Source organism: Nakamurella antarctica (assembly GCF_003860405.1).
GTDB lineage: Bacteria > Actinomycetota > Actinomycetes > Mycobacteriales > Nakamurellaceae > Nakamurella > Nakamurella antarctica.
In genome coordinates this window covers 931,848-948,835 of sequence record NZ_CP034170.1, presented here as the reverse complement: position 1 = coordinate 948,835, position 16,988 = coordinate 931,848, and the positions used below count along the sequence as shown (strand labels likewise).

The following is a 16,988-nucleotide window of genomic DNA, read 5'->3' as shown; positions in this document are numbered from 1 at the left end:
CAGGGAATCAAGGTGGGCCACAGACATACGCTGGGCCAGTGCCTTAACCCAACACCTGTCGGATCTGCTCAAGCATGCGCGCCGCTGCGTCCTGCAACCCGGCGGCGCTCGGCCCGGCGGACAACACCTCACGGCTGGTGGTGGGGACAACATTGGCTAGCGCGGAGCCGAAAACTGTCCGCAAATCTTCGGCGGTCGCTCCCTGAGCGCCCAGCCCGGGCGCTAATAGCGGGCCGTTGACGCCGGAGACGTCAACGCCAGTAACCCCCACGGTCGCGCCGATTACTAAGCCCACTGAACCCATCGGAGAAGCTCCAGCGTTGGCGGCTCCAGCGGCGTCGGCGATCGCCTGCGCCACCATGCGACCGTCAGCTTGGACGGCATGCTGCAGCTGAGGTCCTTCGGGGTTAGACGTCAACGCCAGCACGAAAACCCCGCGCCCCGTCTGAGCGGCCATATCTAACGCGGGCTGCAGGGAGCCAAAGCCCAGATACGGCGAAATGGTCACTGCGTCGGAAGCCAGCGGTGAGCCATCAGAAAGATAGGCCTGCGCGTACGCGCCCATCGTCGAACCGATGTCACCGCGTTTCGCATCCATCAACACCAAGGCCCCAGTCTCTCGCACCTGGACGAGAAGCCTTTCCAGGACTGCAATTCCAGCGCTGCCGAAGCGCTCGAAAAAGGCCGACTGGGGCTTGAAGATCGCCACCTGCTCCCCGAGCGCGGCCACCGTGATGTCGACAAACTGCTGGAGACCGACAGGAGAATCCGGTAGCCCCCAGGACGCCAACAGTGCTGGATGCGGGTCAATACCGACGCACAACGGTCCGCGGTTGGCCATTGCCGACGCCAGCCGGGCGCCAAAAGGCTCGATCATTTGTCGTCCAAGGTTTGCTGTGAACGGGGTGAACCGAGTTGTAATTTGTCCATCGCTGCAACGGCCTCGTTGATGCCGGCGATCAGTCCCGGGCCGCCGTAGATGAAACCGGTGTACACCTGCAGCAAGCTGGCGCCCGCGTCCAACAGAGACAACCCGTCAGCCGGTGTCATAATGCCACCGACGCCGATGACGGGCAGATCGCAGTGGGTTGCGACGAACTTCACCACTTCCCGCGAACGGACGGTGAGGGGCGCACCGGAAAGGCCGCCGACCTCCGCGGCAGCGCGAGCGTCCCTGGCCACCAGGCCATCTCGGGCAAGCGTCGTATTGGTCGCAATAACGCCGGCCACCCCCGTATCGGAGCAGGCTTGCAGCACTTCGGCTATAGCCTGGTCCGTCAGGTCAGGCGCAATTTTCACCAGCACCGGAATGGCGCGCTCGCGCACCGTGCTGTCGAATGCCTCGGTCGTCAGAGCTGCGAGAAGTTCCGTCAACGGTTCCTTATCTTGCAACGACCGCAGGCCAACAGTGTTGGGCGAGGAGACATTCACCGCGATGTAATCAGCGTGGGGAAGCAACCTGCGAACTGAAAGCACATAGTCGGCGCTCGCTTCACTCACCGGAGTCACCTTGGATTTACCGAGTGAGATCCCCAGGGGCACACCGATGGGACCAATCCCGGCCAGCTTGTCAGCTAGCGCCAGCGACCCGGCGTTGTTGAATCCCATTCGATTGATGAGGGCGCCGGAATCTCGCAACCGGAACAGCCGAGGCTTTTCATTTCCCGGTTGCGGCATCGACGTCACGGTGCCGACCTCAACGTGCCCGAAACCCAGTGCGGGCCAAGCCTTCAGCGCAACACCGTCTTTATCCATCCCGGCGGCGAGCCCGACAACGGACGGAAAGTCAATGCCAAATACGGTGCGCGGCGCACGGTTTGCCCTGCCGAGTAGCCGCAGTGCCGTCACACCGCCGGAGTTTCCCGACATACTCGCCAGCCAGGCGAGGGTGCGGTGATGGGCCACTTCGGCGTCACCGCCGCCCAGCCGAAAGAGCATCGGTTTCGCCAGCCGTTGGTAGCCGAAGTTGGCTACTCCCATGACAACGTTTCGTCCTGGCTCGCAGCGGCTGCCTGTGCGAGAACCGCGTCGGTCAGCAACTTCTGGATGGACTGGAGGGAGGCAACCCCTACATCCTCGCGCATCAGGGCCTCGATCCCCTGCACCGCAGCGGCGGCGCCGGCAATGGTGGTGATACACGGGATGTCGGCAGAAATTGCGGCCGTCCGAATCTCATACCCATCCATCCGGGGGCCGGACTGACCGTAAGGAGTGTTGATCACCAGGTCGACGCGGCCAGCCTTAATCATCTCCACGATGTTTCCGGGACCTTCGTGATGTTTGCGCACCGATTCAACCGTGATCCCGTGGCGGCGCAGCATCTCTGCGGTGCCATCGGTGGCCAGCACCGTGAATCCGAGATCGGCGAGCCGTCTGATCGGGAAGGCGAGGGCGCTCTTGTCCTTATCGGCGACGGAAACGAAGACAGTCCCGCCCACCGGCAGCGACCCGTAGGAGCCCGCCTGGGACTTGGCGAACGCAGCACCGAAGGCCGCATCGATCCCCATAACCTCACCGGTGGAGCGCATTTCGGGACCGAGCACCGAATCCATGCCCGCACCATCCGCGCGGCGGAACCGGTGGAACGGCATGACCGCTTCCTTGACGGCCACCGGCGCCTCGGGTGGCAACGTGCCCGCGTCCCCGATCGGCGAGAGCATGCCTTCGGCGCGCAGCTGGGCGATGGTGCTGCCCGTCATGATGCGCGCCGCGGCCTTCGCCAGAGGCACAGCAGTGGCTTTGGACGAGAACGGCACCGTGCGGGAGGCGCGCGGGTTGGCCTCCAGCACGTAGAGAGTTTGGTCCTTCAGTGCGTACTGCACGTTCATCAGTCCGTGCACCTTGATCCCGAAGGCGAGAGCTTCGGTGTACTCGCGCACTTTCGCAATGTCGGCCCGGCCCAGCGTAATCGGCGGCAGCACACACGCCGAGTCACCGGAGTGAACTCCCGCCTCTTCGATGTGCTCCATCACGCCGCCGAGGTAGACCTCCGTGCCATCGCACAACGCATCGACGTCGATCTCGATCGCATCATCCAGGAAGCGGTCCACGAGAACGGGGTGACTGTCGGTGATCTCGGTCGCCCGCGAAATGTAGTCAGCCAATGAGGCCTCGTCATAGACAATTTCCATTCCCCGGCCGCCGAGGACGTACGAGGGTCGGACAAGCACCGGGTAGCCGATAGCAGTAGCTACCTCTCGGGCCTCGGGGAAGGAAGTCGCCATTCCATACGCGGGGGCGGGCAGTCCGGCTGCCTTCAACAACCCGCCGAAAAGCCCGCGGTCCTCGGCCATGTCGATGGCATCGGGTTGGGTGCCAAGCAGGGTCACGGGGATCCGGACGCCGGAGCCGTCGCGCGAGACGATCGTGACTTCGTCGAGGATGCCCGCCAGCTTCAGCGGTGTCTGTCCGCCCAATGTCACGATGACGCCTGCGACAGAGCCCGATTCCTGTTCGGAGGCAATGACTTCGAGCACGTCCTCGGCCGTCAACGGCTCGAAGTACAACCGGTCGGAGGTGTCGTAATCGGTCGACACGGTCTCCGGGTTGCAGTTGACCATCACGGTCTCAAAGCCAGCGTCCCGCAACGCCATCGCCGCATGTACGCAGGAGTAGTCGAACTCAATACCCTGACCGATCCGGTTCGGCCCCGAACCGAGGATGATCACCTTGTCCCGAGTGGCCTGGGATGCCACCTCCGTCTCGGCGGCTGGATCTGTTTCGTAGGCCGAATAGTGGTAAGGCGTCGCAGCTTCGAACTCGGCGGCGCAGGTGTCCACCGTTTTGTACACGGGCCGGACGCCGAGCTTCCAGCGCAGCTCGCGCACCGCAACTTCGGTGCCCAACTCGGTATCGCCCGCTGCAGCGCGCAAAGAAGCAATCTGGACATCGGAGAGGCCGTACCGCTTGGCCTCCCGAAGCAGGTCGGCATCCACGGACTCGGCGTTGCTGATCGCGTTGCCGATGGACTGGATCAGCACGATCTGATCGAGGAACCATGGGTCGATGCCGGTGGCCTCATGCACTTGAGCGACGGAGGCGCCGAGACGCAAAGCCCGCTCCACGTGGAAGATTCGACCGTCGGTGGGGATCGCCGCGAGGGACAGCGCCACTTCGACGCTCGCGCCTTCCGGGTCGGGGGTGGTCCAAAATCCGAGGTTTTTGGTCTCCATCGAGCGGAGAGCTTTGCCGAACGCTTCGGCGAAGGACCGCCCGATCGACATGCCCTCCCCCACCGATTTCATCGTGGTGGTGAGCGTGGTGTCGGCGCCCGGGAACTTCTCAAAGTTAAACCGGGGAATCTTGACAACCACGTAGTCAAGCGTTGGCTCGAATGCGGCCGGGGTGGCCTTGGTGATGTCGTTGGAGATCTCGCCGAGTGTGTAGCCGATGGCCAATTTGGCAGCAATCTTGGCGATCGGGAAACCCGTAGCCTTCGAGGCAAGTGCCGACGAGCGAGAGACCCTCGGGTTCATTTCGATGACGATCATTCGGCCCGTTGCGGGTTCGATCGCGAACTGGATATTGCAGCCACCGGTCGCGACGCCCACTGCTCGCAGCACTTTCAGACCCATATCGCGCATCTGCTGATACTCGCGGTCGGTCAACGTCATCGCCGGCGCCACCGTCATCGAGTCTCCGGTGTGGACACCCATCGGGTCGATGTTTTCAATCGAACACACCACGACAGCGTTGTCGGCACTGTCACGCATCAACTCGAGCTCGTACTCTTTCCAACCCAACACGGACTCTTCGATAAGCACCTCGGTGACGGGCGAAGCGGACAGCCCGATAAACGCCAAATGCTCGATATCCGCGTCGGTGTAGGCCATCCCAGAACCCAAGCCGCCCATGGTGAATGACGGCCGGATGACGACGGGCAGACCGAGATCCAGCACTGTCGCCCGGACCTCTTCCATGCTGTGGCACACAGCCGATCTCGGCACGTCGCCGCCGATCTCGCGAACAATGTCCTTGAAGATCTGTCGGTCTTCTCCGCGGTGGATCGCCGGAATGTCGGCCCCGATCAGTTCCACGTTGTGCTTGGCGAGGATGCCCGCCCGATCCAGGTCGATCGCGGTGTTCAGCGCGGTCTGGCCTCCCAGGGTTGCAAGGATCGCGTCCACCGGGAAGCCTGCGGCGGCCTCCATCATGATGACCTTCTCGACGAAGTCGGCGGTGATCGGCTCGACGTACGTCGCATCGGCGTATTCCGGGTCCGTCATGATGGTGGCCGGGTTGGAGTTGATCAGGCTGACCCGCAGGCCTTCCTCGCGCAGTACCCGACACGCCTGCGAGCCGGAGTAATCGAATTCGCAGGCCTGCCCGATGACGATCGGACCGGAACCGATGACGAGGATGTGCTTCAAATCAGTGCGGCGGGGCATAGTTCAGACTGCCTTCGTGGAAACGTTCTCGGACATGAGGAGAATAAAACGGTCGAACAGGTAGCTTGCGTCGTGCGGCCCAGCGCTGGCCTCGGGGTGGAACTGCACCGAGAACGCTGGCACGTCATGGCATGTCAAGCCTTCAACGACGCCGTCATTGAGGGAGCTGAAGCCGACCTGAACGCCCCCGAAAGCTGTCTGCAGCACGTCGCCAGCAGGAGCGTCGACGGCGAACCCGTGGTTCTGGCTCGTCACGAGGATCTGTCCCGTGGCGTGATCCACCACCGGCTGGTTAATCCCTCGGTGCCCGAACTTGAGCTTGTAGGTGCCGAAACCCAGTGCCCGGCCAAGGATTTGGTTGCCGAAGCAGATGCCGAATAGGGGGATGCGGCGCTTCAGGATCTGAGCTGTGAGTGCGACTGCTGCGTCGGCGGTGGCCGGGTCACCCGGGCCGTTGGAGAGGAACACCCCGTCGACTCCCAGGGCCTCGATCTCCTCGATGGTCGTTTCCGCTGGCAGCACATGGGTAGTGATCCCGCGTTGCGCAAAGCTGCGAGGGGTGTTGGCTTTGATGCCCAGATCGATGGCGGCGACGGTGAATCGCTGCTCCCCTATCGCTGGCACCGTGTACATCTTTGTTGTACTGACCTCGCTGGTCAGATTAGCTCCCACCATGCCGGGCGTAGCCTGCACTGCAGCCACCATCTCCTGCGGCGTGCCGAGGGCGTCCCCGCTGAAAATCCCGCATCGCAGTGCTCCATTGGTCCGCAAATGACGCGTCAAGGCTCGGGTGTCAACGCCGGCGATCCCGATGATGCCCTGCTTCTCCATCTCCTGCGGCAAAGTGCCGGTCGCCCGCCAGTTCGACGGCGCGGGCGACAAATCGCGGATCACCAGTCCCGCAACATGAATGCCCGACGACTCGTTGTCCTGCTCCACCCAGCCGGTGTTGCCGATCTGCGGCGCGGTCGCCACGACCACTTGGCGGCGGTATGACGGATCGGTCATCGTTTCCTGGTAGCCCGTCATACCGGTGGCGAAAACTGCCTCTCCGAACGTGGTGCCACCGGCGCCGAAACTAGTTCCGCCGTAGACCTTCCCGTCCTCCAACACGAGGGCGGCCGGGATCTTGCTCATGCTGTGGCTCCATTGCTTTCGGGTGTGCTGTCGGTGGTGGTCGTGCTGCTGCTGTGAGACGTAACGAGGGTTCTTGCCGCTTCGATCCAACCCCGCTGGGCAAAAAGGTCGTCAGTGCGAATGCCACTATCGACAGGTGTGTCGCCCCAGTTCCAGGTGATGAGCAGGATCGCATCAGGCATCCCCATCACCTTTCCGGCGACACCGGGGCCAGCCGAGATCGCGACGACGTCGGCCGCCGGGATCCAGAGCGCGTCCTCGCCAATACGGTCGATCAGGATTCCGAGCGGGCTGACTCGCACCGCGGCTTTGGCACGACGTCCGACGGTCTGCACCACCACGCGGTCCTGCCAGCGACTGGTGTAGGTAGTCGAGATGTAGACCCCGGTCAGATCCGGGCTCAGCGGCTCGCCTGCCTCCCGCGGTGCTACCGGACGCGGTCCAAATTCGGTTTGACGCTTCCCACGGTTACGCCATCCCAACAGCAGCAGCCCTGCTATCACAACGCACAACACCGCCAAACCCAGCGTCCACCACAAGCGCGGCCAATCCATGGTTACCTCTTTCGTGATTCCAGATGTTTCGTACCGCAGGCACCACCAAAATTCAGCCGACCAACTGGCCGTTCAACACGGTGGGGCGTCCCCGCAAGAAGGTTGCCATCACCGGAGCCGGCAACTCCATCCCCTCGTAGGGCGTATTGCGCGAGAGGCTCGCGAGATCGGAGCCACGAACTGTCCAGTGCGCCTTCGCGTCCACCAGCACCAGGTTTGCTGGCTCCCCCACCGCAATGGGCCTGCCGTGGCCAGCAAGCACACCGATGGTGGCGGGCGCCTCCGACATCACCCTGGCCACCCCACGCCAGTCGAGCAGGCCCGGTTCGACCATGGTCAGCACCACAATCGACAACGCAGTTTGAAGGCCGAGCATGCCAGGGCTGGCCTGGTCCCACTCGCATTCCTTGTCCTGGATAGCGTGTGGGGCATGGTCGGTCGCGACGATGTCGATCGTACCGCGGGCCAGACCACGCCTGAGTGCGTCGATGTCGGGGCTGGTGCGCAGCGGCGGATTCACCTTGAACACGGGGTCGTACCCCACCGCTGCCTGATCGGTGAGCAGCAAATGGTGCGGCGTGACCTCTGCCGTGACCTTGGTGCCGCGAGCTTTCGCCGCGGCAACGATGTCCACCGATCCTGCGGTGGAAAGGTGGCAGATGTGCAGCCGTGAATCGACGTGGTCAGCGAGCAGGCAATCGCGCGCAATGATCGCCTCTTCCGCTACCGCCGGCCACCCTGTCATCCCCAGCGTGGCCGACACCGCGCCCTCGTGCATTTGCGAACCGACGGTAAGCCGGGGCTCTTGCGCATGTTGGGCGATGACACCGTCGAAGGCCTTGACGTACTCCAGCGAGCGACGCATCAGCAGCGGGTCGGACACGCAGTCGCCGTCATCTGAGAACACTCGCACCTGCGCCGCGGAATGCGCCATGGCCGCAAGTTCGGCAAGTCGTTCGCCTTTGCGGCCAACCGTGACCGCGCCGATCGGTTGTACATCCACCAGCCCGGCCGCTTGGCCGAGCCGCAGCACCTGCTCCACCACGCCCGCGGTATCGGCGGTAGGGTCCGTATTCGGCATCGCGAAAATTGCGGTGTAACCGCCCAAAGCCGCTGCGGCCGAGCCTGTTTCGACCGTTTCGGCATCCTCCCGACCAGGCTCACGCAGGTGCGTGTGCAAGTCCACCAGCCCGGGCAGCACGATCAAGCCAGCGCCGTCAACGCGTTGGGCACCCGCAGCATCGGGATGCGTAACCGCGTCCTGACCCATCGCGGCAATGATCCCATCAACGAGGAGCAGATCCTGGCTCTCTTCCCCGTAGGGGAGGGCGCCGGTAATCAGAATTGCGAGGTCGGCAGACATGCCCGGTTCCTTTCATTTGAGAAAACGTGGTCATGACGGGCGTTCTCAGGTTCGGGCGGACAGCAGGAGGTAGAGGACGGCCATCCGAACGATGACGCCGTTGGCCACCTGCTCGACGATGACGCTGCCGGGGCCGTCGGCGACGCTGGGCGATATTTCCATACCGCGGACCATGGGCCCCGGGTGCATAACGATGCCGTGATTGGCGATCAGTGCGCGACGCCGGTCGTCAAGCCCGTACTGGCGGCTGTACTCGCGAGTTGTCGGGAAAAACGCGTCGCCCATCCGCTCGCGTTGAACACGCAGCATCATCACCGCGTCCACCCCCGCTAACGCGCGGTCGAAGTCGTAATCTACCGTCACGGGCCAGCTTTCGATCCCTTTCGGGAGCAGCGTTGGCGGCGCCACCAGTGTCACCTGTGCCCCGAGGGTGCTCAGCAGCAGCACGTTGGATCGCGCAACCCTGGAATGGATGACGTCGCCGACGATCACGATTCGTTTACCCTCGACATCCCCCAAATGCTTGCGCACCGTGAACGCGTCGATAAGCGCCTGAGTGGGATGCTCGTGAGTTCCGTCGCCTGCGTTGATGACGTGGCCGTCCACCCAGCCGGACAGTTGGTGCGGGGCGCCGGAGGACGAGTGCCGGCACACGATGGCGTCGGCGCCGATGGCCTGCAGGGTCCACGCCGTGTCCTTTAAAGACTCGCCCTTGGACACCGACGAGCCCTTCGCCGAAAAGTTGATCACATCTGCGGAAAGTCGCTTCGCCGCGGCCTCGAACGAAAGGCGCGTGCGCGTCGAATCCTCATAGAAAAGGTTGACTACCGTGCGACCACGCAGGGTGGGTAATTTTCGGACCTCGCGGCCTGCAATTGCTTGGCCAATCCGCTCAGTGGTGTCCAGGATATGCAGCGCACTTTCCCTGGTCAGGTCGCCAGCTGACAACAGGTGCCGAGGCAAGCCGGGCGATTGGGCTGTAGGTGTGCTCATGGCGCCCTTTTTAGCTCAACCGCGTCATAACCATCTGTTTCGGTGAACCGGACGTCCACCGAATCGCCCGCCGCAGTCGGGATGTTTTTACCGACATAGTCGGCCCTGATGGGGAGCTGTCGGTGTCCTCTGTCCACCAGGACGGCGAGTTGCACCACACTGGGCCGGCCATACTCGCGCAGCGCGTCCAGAGCCGCTCGCACGGTCCTCCCGGAGAACAGAACATCGTCGACGAGGATGACAGTCGCTGCTTCGATACCGCCGACGGGCATGGAGGTTTCCTCCAGAGCTCGAGGAGCCTTATGCCGCAGATCATCGCGGTAAAGCGTGATGTCGAGGGACCCACAAATGGGGGGTGCTCCGCTGAATACCTCGAGTCGCTGGGCCAACCTCACAGCAAGAACGCTCCCCCGAGTGGGAATGCCCAGGAGGATTGGCGGAGACGATGAATCTGCCGTGCGCTCCAAAATTTGATGGGCGATGCGATCGACGACGCGGGCGATTTCGCTGGGCGTCAGCAGCAGTCTTTGCGCTGAAATTTCTGCGGGATCGGTAGCGGTATTAGCCGGAGGGGGCGACCGATCAGCACCGGCGATGCGTGGTGGAACCGTCATGAATTTCCTTTCCCGCCTCACTGGACGGCTTTAAAGGATTTCTTTTCTATACCGACTCTACCGAACACGACTAGCTCTCCCGCACCATGACGTACAGTAGCCCTGCGCGACTCTATGTAATCGTTACCCGCTTTGGTGATTGTCGAGACTGTTCACCATCACGGAGCGCAACCGCAATTGTTCCCCGCGTCAACGAAAGGCTGTCATGTCCGAAGATTATGCCCGCGCACTCGGAGCCAGATTACGGGCCATCCGCGCCCAGCAGGGCCTGAGTTTGCATGGCATCGAGGCAAAATCGGAGGGCCGCTGGAAAGCCGTGGTGGTGGGTTCGTACGAGCGGGGTGACCGCGCCGTTTCGGTGGCCAAACTAGCCGAACTCGCCGAATTTTACGGAGTTCCCGTTGCCGAGTTGCTGCCAGATGCGCGCGCTGCCAGGCGCGGCCCCGCCACTCAGAAACTGAAGATCGATCTACACCGCCTCGGTGAGCTGCCCACGCATCTGGCGGGCCCCCTTGCTCGGTATGCCGCCGCCATCCAGTCCCAGCGCGGCGACTACAACGGCAAGATCCTCACCATCCGTGCTGAAGATCTGCGCTCCCTCGCAGTGATCTACGACATGACTCCCGAAGATCTCGTTGACCAACTGGTGCGGTGGGAAGTGCTGCCGGAAGGCTCCGAGCTCTCCTGACACCCCAATGTCACAGTGCGGCCGCCCCAATGGGACGGCCGCACTTTTCGTTGTTCTTGCTTAGTCTTGCTGCGGGTTAGCACCCAAGGAATCAGCACCGTGGGTATCAGCACCGTGGGTATCGGCACCGTGGGAATCGGCACCGTGGGTATCGGCACCGTGGGTATCGGCACCGTGGGATCCCACCGTTTTTGGCGAAGTTCGCGGCACGGACACCATGATCTGGCCCAGCACACCGTTGACGAAGCGCGGGGAGTTGTCGGTCGAGAGCGTCTTCGCGAGTTCCACGGCCTCGTCCACCGCAACCGCTTCGGGCACATCGAGGGAATACAGCAGTTCATAGACCGCGATCCGCAGGATCGCGAGGTCCACTGCTGGCATCCGGCTCAGCGTCCACCCTTCCGAGTACTCCGAGAGCAACGCATCGATCCGGCCATGATGCTCAGCGACGCCGCGCACAATTTCCTCTGCGTATTCGCCCATGGGGACCGCCTCGGCCTGTTCCGCCCTTTGGGTCATAACCGTGATGGGATCAACATCTCGAGCATCGGCGGCAAAAAGGACATCAAGGGCGCGTTTTCGGGCTTTTGTTCTGGCCGACATTAGCTGTTGACACGACCGAGATAACGACCATCGCGAGTGTCCACTTTGATCTTGTCGCCGGTGTTGAGGAACAGCGGCACCTGGATTTCGGCGCCGGTTTCCAACGTCGCGGGCTTGGTGCCGCCGGTGGAACGGTCGCCCTGCAAGCCGGGATCAGTATGAGAGACAATCAGTTCAACGGAAACCGGATTTTCGATGAACAGCACGACGCCCTCGTGGGTAGCAACCATCGCCTGTGCGTTCTCCAGCAGGTAGTCCGCCGCGCTCCCGACAACCATGGCCGGGATATTGATCTGGTCGAACGTTTCTTGATCCATGAAAACGAAGTCGTCGCCATCACGGTAGAGGAACGTCATATCGCGCTTATCGACGGTCGCGGTGTCGACCTTGAGGCCAGCATTGAACGTCTTGTCCACGACTTTGCCGGTCATCACGTGCTTGAGCGTGGTCCGCACGAAAGCGGGTCCCTTGCCTGGCTTCACATGCTGAAACTCGGTGACAGTCCAGAGTTGTCCCTCAAGGTTGAGAACCAGGCCATTCTTCAAATCGTTGGTCGACGCCATTAATCACTCCTCATTGATACGAAATTGGTGCTGGTGTGTCACTGCGACCGGCGTTGCGGATCTTCGCCAGACCGGGAAGCCACTTTTCGCCGCGCAGGCTGCGCCGGTGCGGCGCGCCCGTGGCTTAGAGCACCACAAGATCCTTCGTGGTCAACGTCAGCAGCTCATACCCGCCCGGGCGAACCACTCCGCTGTCCTCGATCCGGACACCACCGCGGCCCGGCAGATAGATACCGGGCTCAACGGTGACGACCATGTCGGAGGCAATAATACCGGTTGAAACGCTGCCGATCGTCGGTGCTTCATGGATCTCGAGCCCAATGCCATGCCCAAGGCCGTGCAGGTAAAACTCCCCGTAGCCCGCGTTCTCGATGACCTGCCTTGCAACGGCGTCTACCTCGGTGCATGCGGACCCTGGCATACAGGCCAGCCGACCTGCCTCTTGCGCTGCGGACACCACGTCATAAACCTCACGCTGCCAGTCGGCGGGTTCACCCATGACGAAGGTGCGCGTCATATCGGAGTGGTAGCCCGCGAACCGCGCGCCGAAGTCGATTTTGACGAAGTCCCCAGTGTTGATGACGGAGACAGTGGGCCGGTGGTGTGGGATCGCACTGTTAGCGCCCGCGGCCACGATGGTCTCGAACGCGACGTCCTCAGCGCCGAGCCGGCGCATCCGCTCGTCCAGGTCCAGGGACACCTCCCGCTCGGTGCGGCCCGGGCGAAGTTCCCCCGCACTCAGAAGGTCCTCGAGTCCGGTATCGGCCACCGCGCACGCCTGTCGGAGAAGTTCAATTTCGCCGGCGTCCTTGACCGCACGCAAATCTTCTACGAGATACGACACCGCCTGCAGCGCAACCGACTCACCCGCAGCGTGTAAGAGCTCCGCATGTCCGTTGACGGATACCGCATCACCCTCGAAACCAATAACGCCTCCTGCGGCCCTCGTGATCAGAGCCAGATCGCAGGGCCGATCGATGACCCGCTCCAGGTCTGCCACCTGCTCGGAAGACTGCGTCACGTACCGGCCGTCGGTGCAGAAAACGGTTGCTTCCTCGGACGCCGTGCCGACCAGGAGCGCCGCGTTGGAACCGGTGAACCCCGTGAGGTAGCGGATGTTGAGGACGTCGGTGACAAGGAAAGCATCGAGCCCGAGGGCCGCGGCTTTGGCTCGGAGGGTCGTGCGGCGGGCGGCGTGAATAGCTGGCATTACTTCATACTTTCACGCGCGGTGACGGTGCGCCTTGTAGCCGAACGCACTAATGGGCCACGCAGCGGTACTTCATACCCAGCGCTGGGCGTGCGGTGGGGCAGGACCGAGCAAATGTAGTCACAAGGAGCGGGATACGAAGCGAGTCAGCCCAAGGAGACGAGGCCCGGCGACGGTTTTTGGCCGGCCACCACGGAATACGCCGCCGCGAGCAACATCGGGTCGGGGCCTTCGAGGCGGGAGGTCTTGCCGAGTCCGTCGAGGATGACGAACCGCAACATGCCCGAGCGCGTCTTTTTGTCCGAGCCCATGATCTTCACCAGGTCGTAGAACGCACCCGGGTCATAGGTGGTGGGCAGGCCGAGACTGTGCAGCACCGTGAGGTGTCGGTCGGCGGTTTCGTCATCCAGACGGCCAGCTGCGCGAGCGAGTTCGGCGGCGAAGACCAACCCCACGGATACTGCGGCGCCATGACGCCACCGGTACTTTTCCCGCTTCTCTATCGCATGGGCAAGGGTGTGACCGTAGTTCAGAATTTCGCGAAGGTCAGATTCCTTCAAGTCCTTTGCTACTACTTCAGCCTTGACGGTGATAGCGCGTTGCACCAGTTCGGCCAACTGTGGCCCAGTCGGGTCAACGGCGGCCTCGGGGCCTGCCTCGATGATGTCCAGGATGATGGGGTCAGCGATGAACCCGCACTTGACGATCTCCGCCATCCCCGCAACCAACTCGTTGCGCGGCAACGTTTCCAGTGTTGCAAGATCCACGATCACCGCGCTGGGTTCGTGAAAAGAACCCACCATGTTCTTGCCAGCGTCAGTGTTGATACCGGTCTTCCCACCGACCGCAGCATCAACCATCGCGAGCAGGGTTGTTGGTACCTGGACGATCTTGATGCCGCGCATCCACGTTGCCGCGGCGAACCCGGCGAGGTCGGTGACGGCGCCGCCGCCGAGCCCCACGACGACATCGGTTCTGCCCAAACCCATTTGGCCGAAAACGTTCCAGCAGAACCCGAGCACCTCAAGGTTTTTGCCATCTTCGGCATCGGGCACCTGCACCATGTTGGTGTCGATGCCCGCTTCGATCATCGCCTCGCGAACCACTTCGGCCGTGGCCTTCAGTGTTTCAGTGTGAATTAGCGCTGCTTTCGCGCTCCCCCGAGCGGCTTCAACCAACTCGCCAAGCAGCCCTCGTCCGATGGTCACGTTGTAGGGCGCAGGGGTTTCTACGCGGACCACTACGGGCGCCGTTGATGTCATGTGTTCTGCTCCTCCAACCAGGCCGCGATGGCGTCCACCACCTGATCGACCGCCAACAGGTCAGTGTTGACTTCGAATACTGACACCTCTTGATACAACGGCACTCTGGCGGTTAGCAGCGTCTTAAACGTGGCACGAGGGTTGATCCCGACCAGCAGTGGCCGGTTGGCCGCCATGCCGGTTCTGCGGACACCTTGGTTCATCGACACAGCAAGGTGAATCACCGCATGCCCACTAAGCGCCCGCCGGTTCTCCTCGGCTAGGATCGCGCCGCCGCCCAGGGACAAAATGCCGTCATGTTCGGCCAAAGCTGTTCTCAATGCCTGGGTTTCAAGTGCGCGAAAGGCTGCTTCGCCGTCGTTGGTGAAGATGTCGGGGATATCGCGGCCGGCTGCTTTCTCAATATCTCGATCCGTGTCTCGGAACGGAACCCCGAGCCTGCGCGAGAGTGCCGCCGCCACCGTTGTTTTGCCCGCTCCGGGGGCGCCGACGAGGACGACTAACGGACGGCCAGCCACGAGAGGACCTACTGAGCGACCGGCGCGGTGGCGCCGATCGTCTCGAGGTAGGCGGCAACATTCCGCTTGGTCTCCGGAACCGAGTCACCACCGAACTTCTCCAAAACCGCCTGCGCAACCACGAGTGCCACCATCGCCTCGGCAACCACGCCAGCAGCCGGAACCGCACACACATCGCTGCGCTGATGGTTGGCAACAGCGCTCTCGCCGGTGCTGACATCAATCGTGGCCAGTGCGCGGGGAACAGTCGAGATCGGTTTCATGCCAGCGCGAACGCGCAGCACTTCGCCGTTCGTCATACCGCCTTCGATGCCGCCGGCACGGTTGCTGCGGCGCCTGACACCCGGGTGGACCGGGTCCATTTCGTCATGGGCCGCGCTGCCGCGTCGACGTGCGGTGCGGAAGCCGTCACCGATTTCGACACCCTTGATCGCCTGGATACCCATCAATGCCGCCGCGAGCCGAGCATCGAGTTTGCGGTCGCCGGAGACGAATGAACCGAGCCCTGGCGGGAGTCCGTAGACGAGTACTTCTACCACGCCGCCTAGGGTGTCGCCGTCTTCTTTGCAGGCTTCGATCTCGGCAGACATCGCTGCGGTCGAATCTGGATGGAGCGAGCGGGTGGGGGAGGCATCAATGGCGTCCCGGTCGGCGGGGGTCGGCAACGTTCCGTCGACGGCGTCGGCTTCTCCGATTGCCACGACGTGGGAAACTACTTCGGCGCCCAGCACCTGCCGGAGAAAGTTTTGCGCGATGGTCCCCAGGGCAACCCGGGCCGCGGTTTCGCGCGCCGAAGCGCGTTCCAGCACCGGCCGGGCGTCGTCGAAACCGTACTTCTGCATTCCCGCGAGGTCTGCGTGGCCGGGGCGCGGCCGCGTTAAGCCGGCGTTCCTGGCAAGGCCTGCAAGGGTTTCCGGGTCGACCGGATCAGAAGCCATGATGGTCTGCCACTTCGGCCATTCCGAGTTAGCGACCTGCACAGCGATGGGGCCGCCCAGGGTCACACCGTGCCGGACTCCGCCGAGCACGCTGACCACGTCCTGCTCGAACTTCATCCGCGCGCCACGGCCGTAGCCAAGGCGCCGACGAGCGAGCTGGGTCGAGATCTCCGAACTGGTGATCTCAACAGCAGCGGGTAGGCCCTCAAGGACGGCGATGAGAGACGGGCCATGGGATTCGCCTGCAGTTATCCAACGCAACACGAGGTCAATTCTCCCACGGTTAATAGTGGGTCCCCGCCACTGCGGGACGTGAGCACAACCACGGGCGGTAGGAAAGTCCACCCACCGCCTCCCGGAAGACTAGTGCGCCGCATCCCAGGCGGCCATGGCGTCGTGGACGACCTTGATCGCATCGTCGACGTCGTCGGTGACGTGGATGAGGTCAAGGTCCTTCTCGCTGATTTTCCCATCAGCCAGCACCGTGTTGCGAATCCAGTCGACGAGGCCGCCCCAGTATTCGGAGCCGAAGAGCACCACCGGGAACTTCGTGACCTTCTTGGTTTGGACCAGGGTGAGGGATTCGAAGAGTTCGTCCAAAGTGCCGAAACCACCCGGAAGGCAAATAAAAGCCTGGGAGTATTTGACGAACATCGTCTTTCGGACGAAAAAGTAACGAAAGTTGATGCCGAGATCTACGTAGCGGTTCATCCCCTGCTCGAAGGGCAGCTCGATGCCGAGCCCGATCGACTGCCCGCCCACGTCTTTGGCGCCGCGATTAGCCGCTTCCATGATGCCGGGCCCGCCGCCGGTAATAACGGCGTATCCCTCATTGGCCAGAGCCGCACCTATTGCCCTGGCCTGCGCGTATTGCGGATGGTCGCGAGGGGTTCGCGCGCTGCCAAAAACCGACACCGCGCGCGGAAGCCCGGCCAGGGATCCGAAGCCTTCGACAAATTCGGACTGGATCCGCAGCACCCGCCAGGGATCGGTATGCACCCAATCGGTCTGACCGCGGGTATCGAGCAATCGCTGGTCAGTGGTGCTGGACTGCGTGCGCTGGTCGCCGCGGAGCACCAAGGGCCCACGAAACGATTCTTCGACGGGGAGCTCCGCCGCTCCGGGCTTGTCTGCATCCACTGGCACTGGCGTCTCAAT

The 16,988-nt window shown here is 62.8% G+C and carries 15 protein-coding genes and 1 pseudogene; 1 reads left to right on the top strand and 15 read right to left on the bottom strand.

What is annotated here, in order from left to right:
• Nucleotides 1-43: 43 nt before the first annotated feature.
• Genes pyrF through pyrR form a run of 8 tightly spaced genes read right to left on the bottom strand, consistent with a single transcriptional unit; the run spans nt 44 to nt 10,048 of the window.
• The gene (gene pyrF, locus EH165_RS04145; protein WP_206426098.1) at nt 44-877 is read right to left on the bottom strand and encodes an orotidine-5'-phosphate decarboxylase; all 834 of its coding nucleotides are present in this window, start codon (nt 875-877) and stop codon (nt 44-46) included.
• Complete coding sequence (locus EH165_RS04140) at nt 874-1,980, bottom strand: quinone-dependent dihydroorotate dehydrogenase (RefSeq protein WP_124798157.1); 1,107 nt, start codon at nt 1,978-1,980, stop codon at nt 874-876. Before EH165_RS04140 ends, pyrF begins: the two co-directional genes overlap by 4 nt.
• A complete protein-coding gene (gene carB, locus EH165_RS04135; RefSeq protein WP_124798156.1) occupies nt 1,971-5,387 on the bottom strand; it encodes a carbamoyl-phosphate synthase large subunit in 3,417 nt (1,138 codons plus the stop codon). Before carB ends, EH165_RS04140 begins: the two co-directional genes overlap by 10 nt.
• Before the next feature lie 3 nt (nt 5,388-5,390).
• A complete protein-coding gene (gene carA / locus EH165_RS04130; protein WP_124798155.1) occupies nt 5,391-6,524 on the bottom strand; it encodes a glutamine-hydrolyzing carbamoyl-phosphate synthase small subunit in 1,134 nt (377 codons plus the stop codon).
• Nucleotides 6,521-7,078, bottom strand: a complete 558-nt coding sequence (locus tag EH165_RS04125) for a PH-like domain-containing protein (protein WP_124798154.1) — start codon at nt 7,076-7,078, stop codon at nt 6,521-6,523. The genes carA and EH165_RS04125 overlap by 4 nt, the downstream gene beginning before the upstream one ends.
• A 52-nt stretch (nt 7,079-7,130) precedes the next feature.
• Nucleotides 7,131-8,441 carry a dihydroorotase gene (locus EH165_RS04120; RefSeq protein ID WP_124798153.1) on the bottom strand — a complete coding sequence of 437 codons (1,311 nt, stop codon included), beginning with the start codon at nt 8,439-8,441 and terminating at the stop codon, nt 7,131-7,133.
• Between the two features lie 45 nt (nt 8,442-8,486).
• Nucleotides 8,487-9,404, bottom strand: a complete 918-nt coding sequence (locus EH165_RS04115; protein ID WP_124800284.1) for an aspartate carbamoyltransferase catalytic subunit — start codon at nt 9,402-9,404, stop codon at nt 8,487-8,489.
• Between the two features lie 26 nt (nt 9,405-9,430).
• Entirely contained in the window at nt 9,431-10,048 is a 618-nt protein-coding gene (gene pyrR, locus EH165_RS04110; protein WP_124798152.1) for a bifunctional pyr operon transcriptional regulator/uracil phosphoribosyltransferase PyrR, read from the bottom strand.
• Nucleotides 10,049-10,253: 205 nt separating this feature from the next.
• Here pyrR and bldD point away from each other — a divergent pair, with 205 nt between their 5' ends.
• The gene (bldD, locus tag EH165_RS04105; RefSeq protein WP_124798151.1) at nt 10,254-10,736 is read left to right on the top strand and encodes a transcriptional regulator BldD; all 483 of its coding nucleotides are present in this window, start codon (nt 10,254-10,256) and stop codon (nt 10,734-10,736) included.
• A 141-nt stretch (nt 10,737-10,877) separates the two neighbouring features.
• Here the strand turns inward: bldD and nusB are convergent.
• From nusB to EH165_RS04070, 7 genes and pseudogenes are all read right to left on the bottom strand, one after another.
• Nucleotides 10,878-11,339: pseudogene (nusB, locus tag EH165_RS04100) on the bottom strand (transcription antitermination factor NusB); the annotation flags it as partial.
• Nucleotides 11,339-11,902, bottom strand: a complete 564-nt coding sequence (gene efp / locus EH165_RS04095; RefSeq protein WP_124798149.1) for an elongation factor P — start codon at nt 11,900-11,902, stop codon at nt 11,339-11,341. The gene efp and the pseudogene nusB, both read right to left, overlap by 1 nt.
• A 124-nt stretch (nt 11,903-12,026) precedes the next feature.
• Nucleotides 12,027-13,112 carry a M24 family metallopeptidase gene (locus tag EH165_RS04090; RefSeq protein WP_124798148.1) on the bottom strand — a complete coding sequence of 362 codons (1,086 nt, stop codon included), beginning with the start codon at nt 13,110-13,112 and terminating at the stop codon, nt 12,027-12,029.
• A 146-nt stretch (nt 13,113-13,258) separates the two neighbouring features.
• Entirely contained in the window at nt 13,259-14,374 is a 1,116-nt protein-coding gene (gene aroB, locus EH165_RS04085) for a 3-dehydroquinate synthase (protein WP_124798147.1), read from the bottom strand.
• Nucleotides 14,371-14,892 (bottom strand): shikimate kinase, encoded by a 522-nt coding sequence (locus EH165_RS04080; protein WP_124798146.1) that lies wholly within the window; start codon nt 14,890-14,892, stop codon nt 14,371-14,373. The genes aroB and EH165_RS04080 overlap by 4 nt, the downstream gene beginning before the upstream one ends.
• Nucleotides 14,893-14,900: 8 nt before the next feature.
• A complete protein-coding gene (gene aroC / locus EH165_RS04075) occupies nt 14,901-16,103 on the bottom strand; it encodes a chorismate synthase (RefSeq protein WP_422392128.1) in 1,203 nt (400 codons plus the stop codon).
• 90 nt (nt 16,104-16,193) lie between these two features.
• A complete protein-coding gene (locus EH165_RS04070; RefSeq protein ID WP_124798144.1) occupies nt 16,194-16,976 on the bottom strand; it encodes an LOG family protein in 783 nt (260 codons plus the stop codon).
• Nucleotides 16,977-16,988: the final 12 nt, after the last annotated feature.

Coding starts and splice junctions, on each gene's coding strand:
- pyrF (WP_206426098.1), bottom strand. CDS start 877: ATGATCGAGCCTTTTGGCGCCCGGCTGGCGTCGGCAATGGCCAACCGC.
- EH165_RS04140 (WP_124798157.1), bottom strand. CDS start 1,980: ATGGGAGTAGCCAACTTCGGCTACCAACGGCTGGCGAAACCGATGCTC.
- carB (WP_124798156.1), bottom strand. CDS start 5,387: ATGCCCCGCCGCACTGATTTGAAGCACATCCTCGTCATCGGTTCCGGT.
- carA (WP_124798155.1), bottom strand. CDS start 6,524: ATGAGCAAGATCCCGGCCGCCCTCGTGTTGGAGGACGGGAAGGTCTAC.
- EH165_RS04125 (WP_124798154.1), bottom strand. CDS start 7,078: ATGGATTGGCCGCGCTTGTGGTGGACGCTGGGTTTGGCGGTGTTGTGC.
- EH165_RS04120 (WP_124798153.1), bottom strand. CDS start 8,441: ATGTCTGCCGACCTCGCAATTCTGATTACCGGCGCCCTCCCCTACGGG.
- pyrR (WP_124798152.1), bottom strand. CDS start 10,048: ATGACGGTTCCACCACGCATCGCCGGTGCTGATCGGTCGCCCCCTCCG.
- bldD (WP_124798151.1), top strand. CDS start 10,254: ATGTCCGAAGATTATGCCCGCGCACTCGGAGCCAGATTACGGGCCATC.
- efp (WP_124798149.1), bottom strand. CDS start 11,902: ATGGCGTCGACCAACGATTTGAAGAATGGCCTGGTTCTCAACCTTGAG.
- EH165_RS04090 (WP_124798148.1), bottom strand. CDS start 13,112: ATGCCAGCTATTCACGCCGCCCGCCGCACGACCCTCCGAGCCAAAGCC.
- aroB (WP_124798147.1), bottom strand. CDS start 14,374: ATGACATCAACGGCGCCCGTAGTGGTCCGCGTAGAAACCCCTGCGCCC.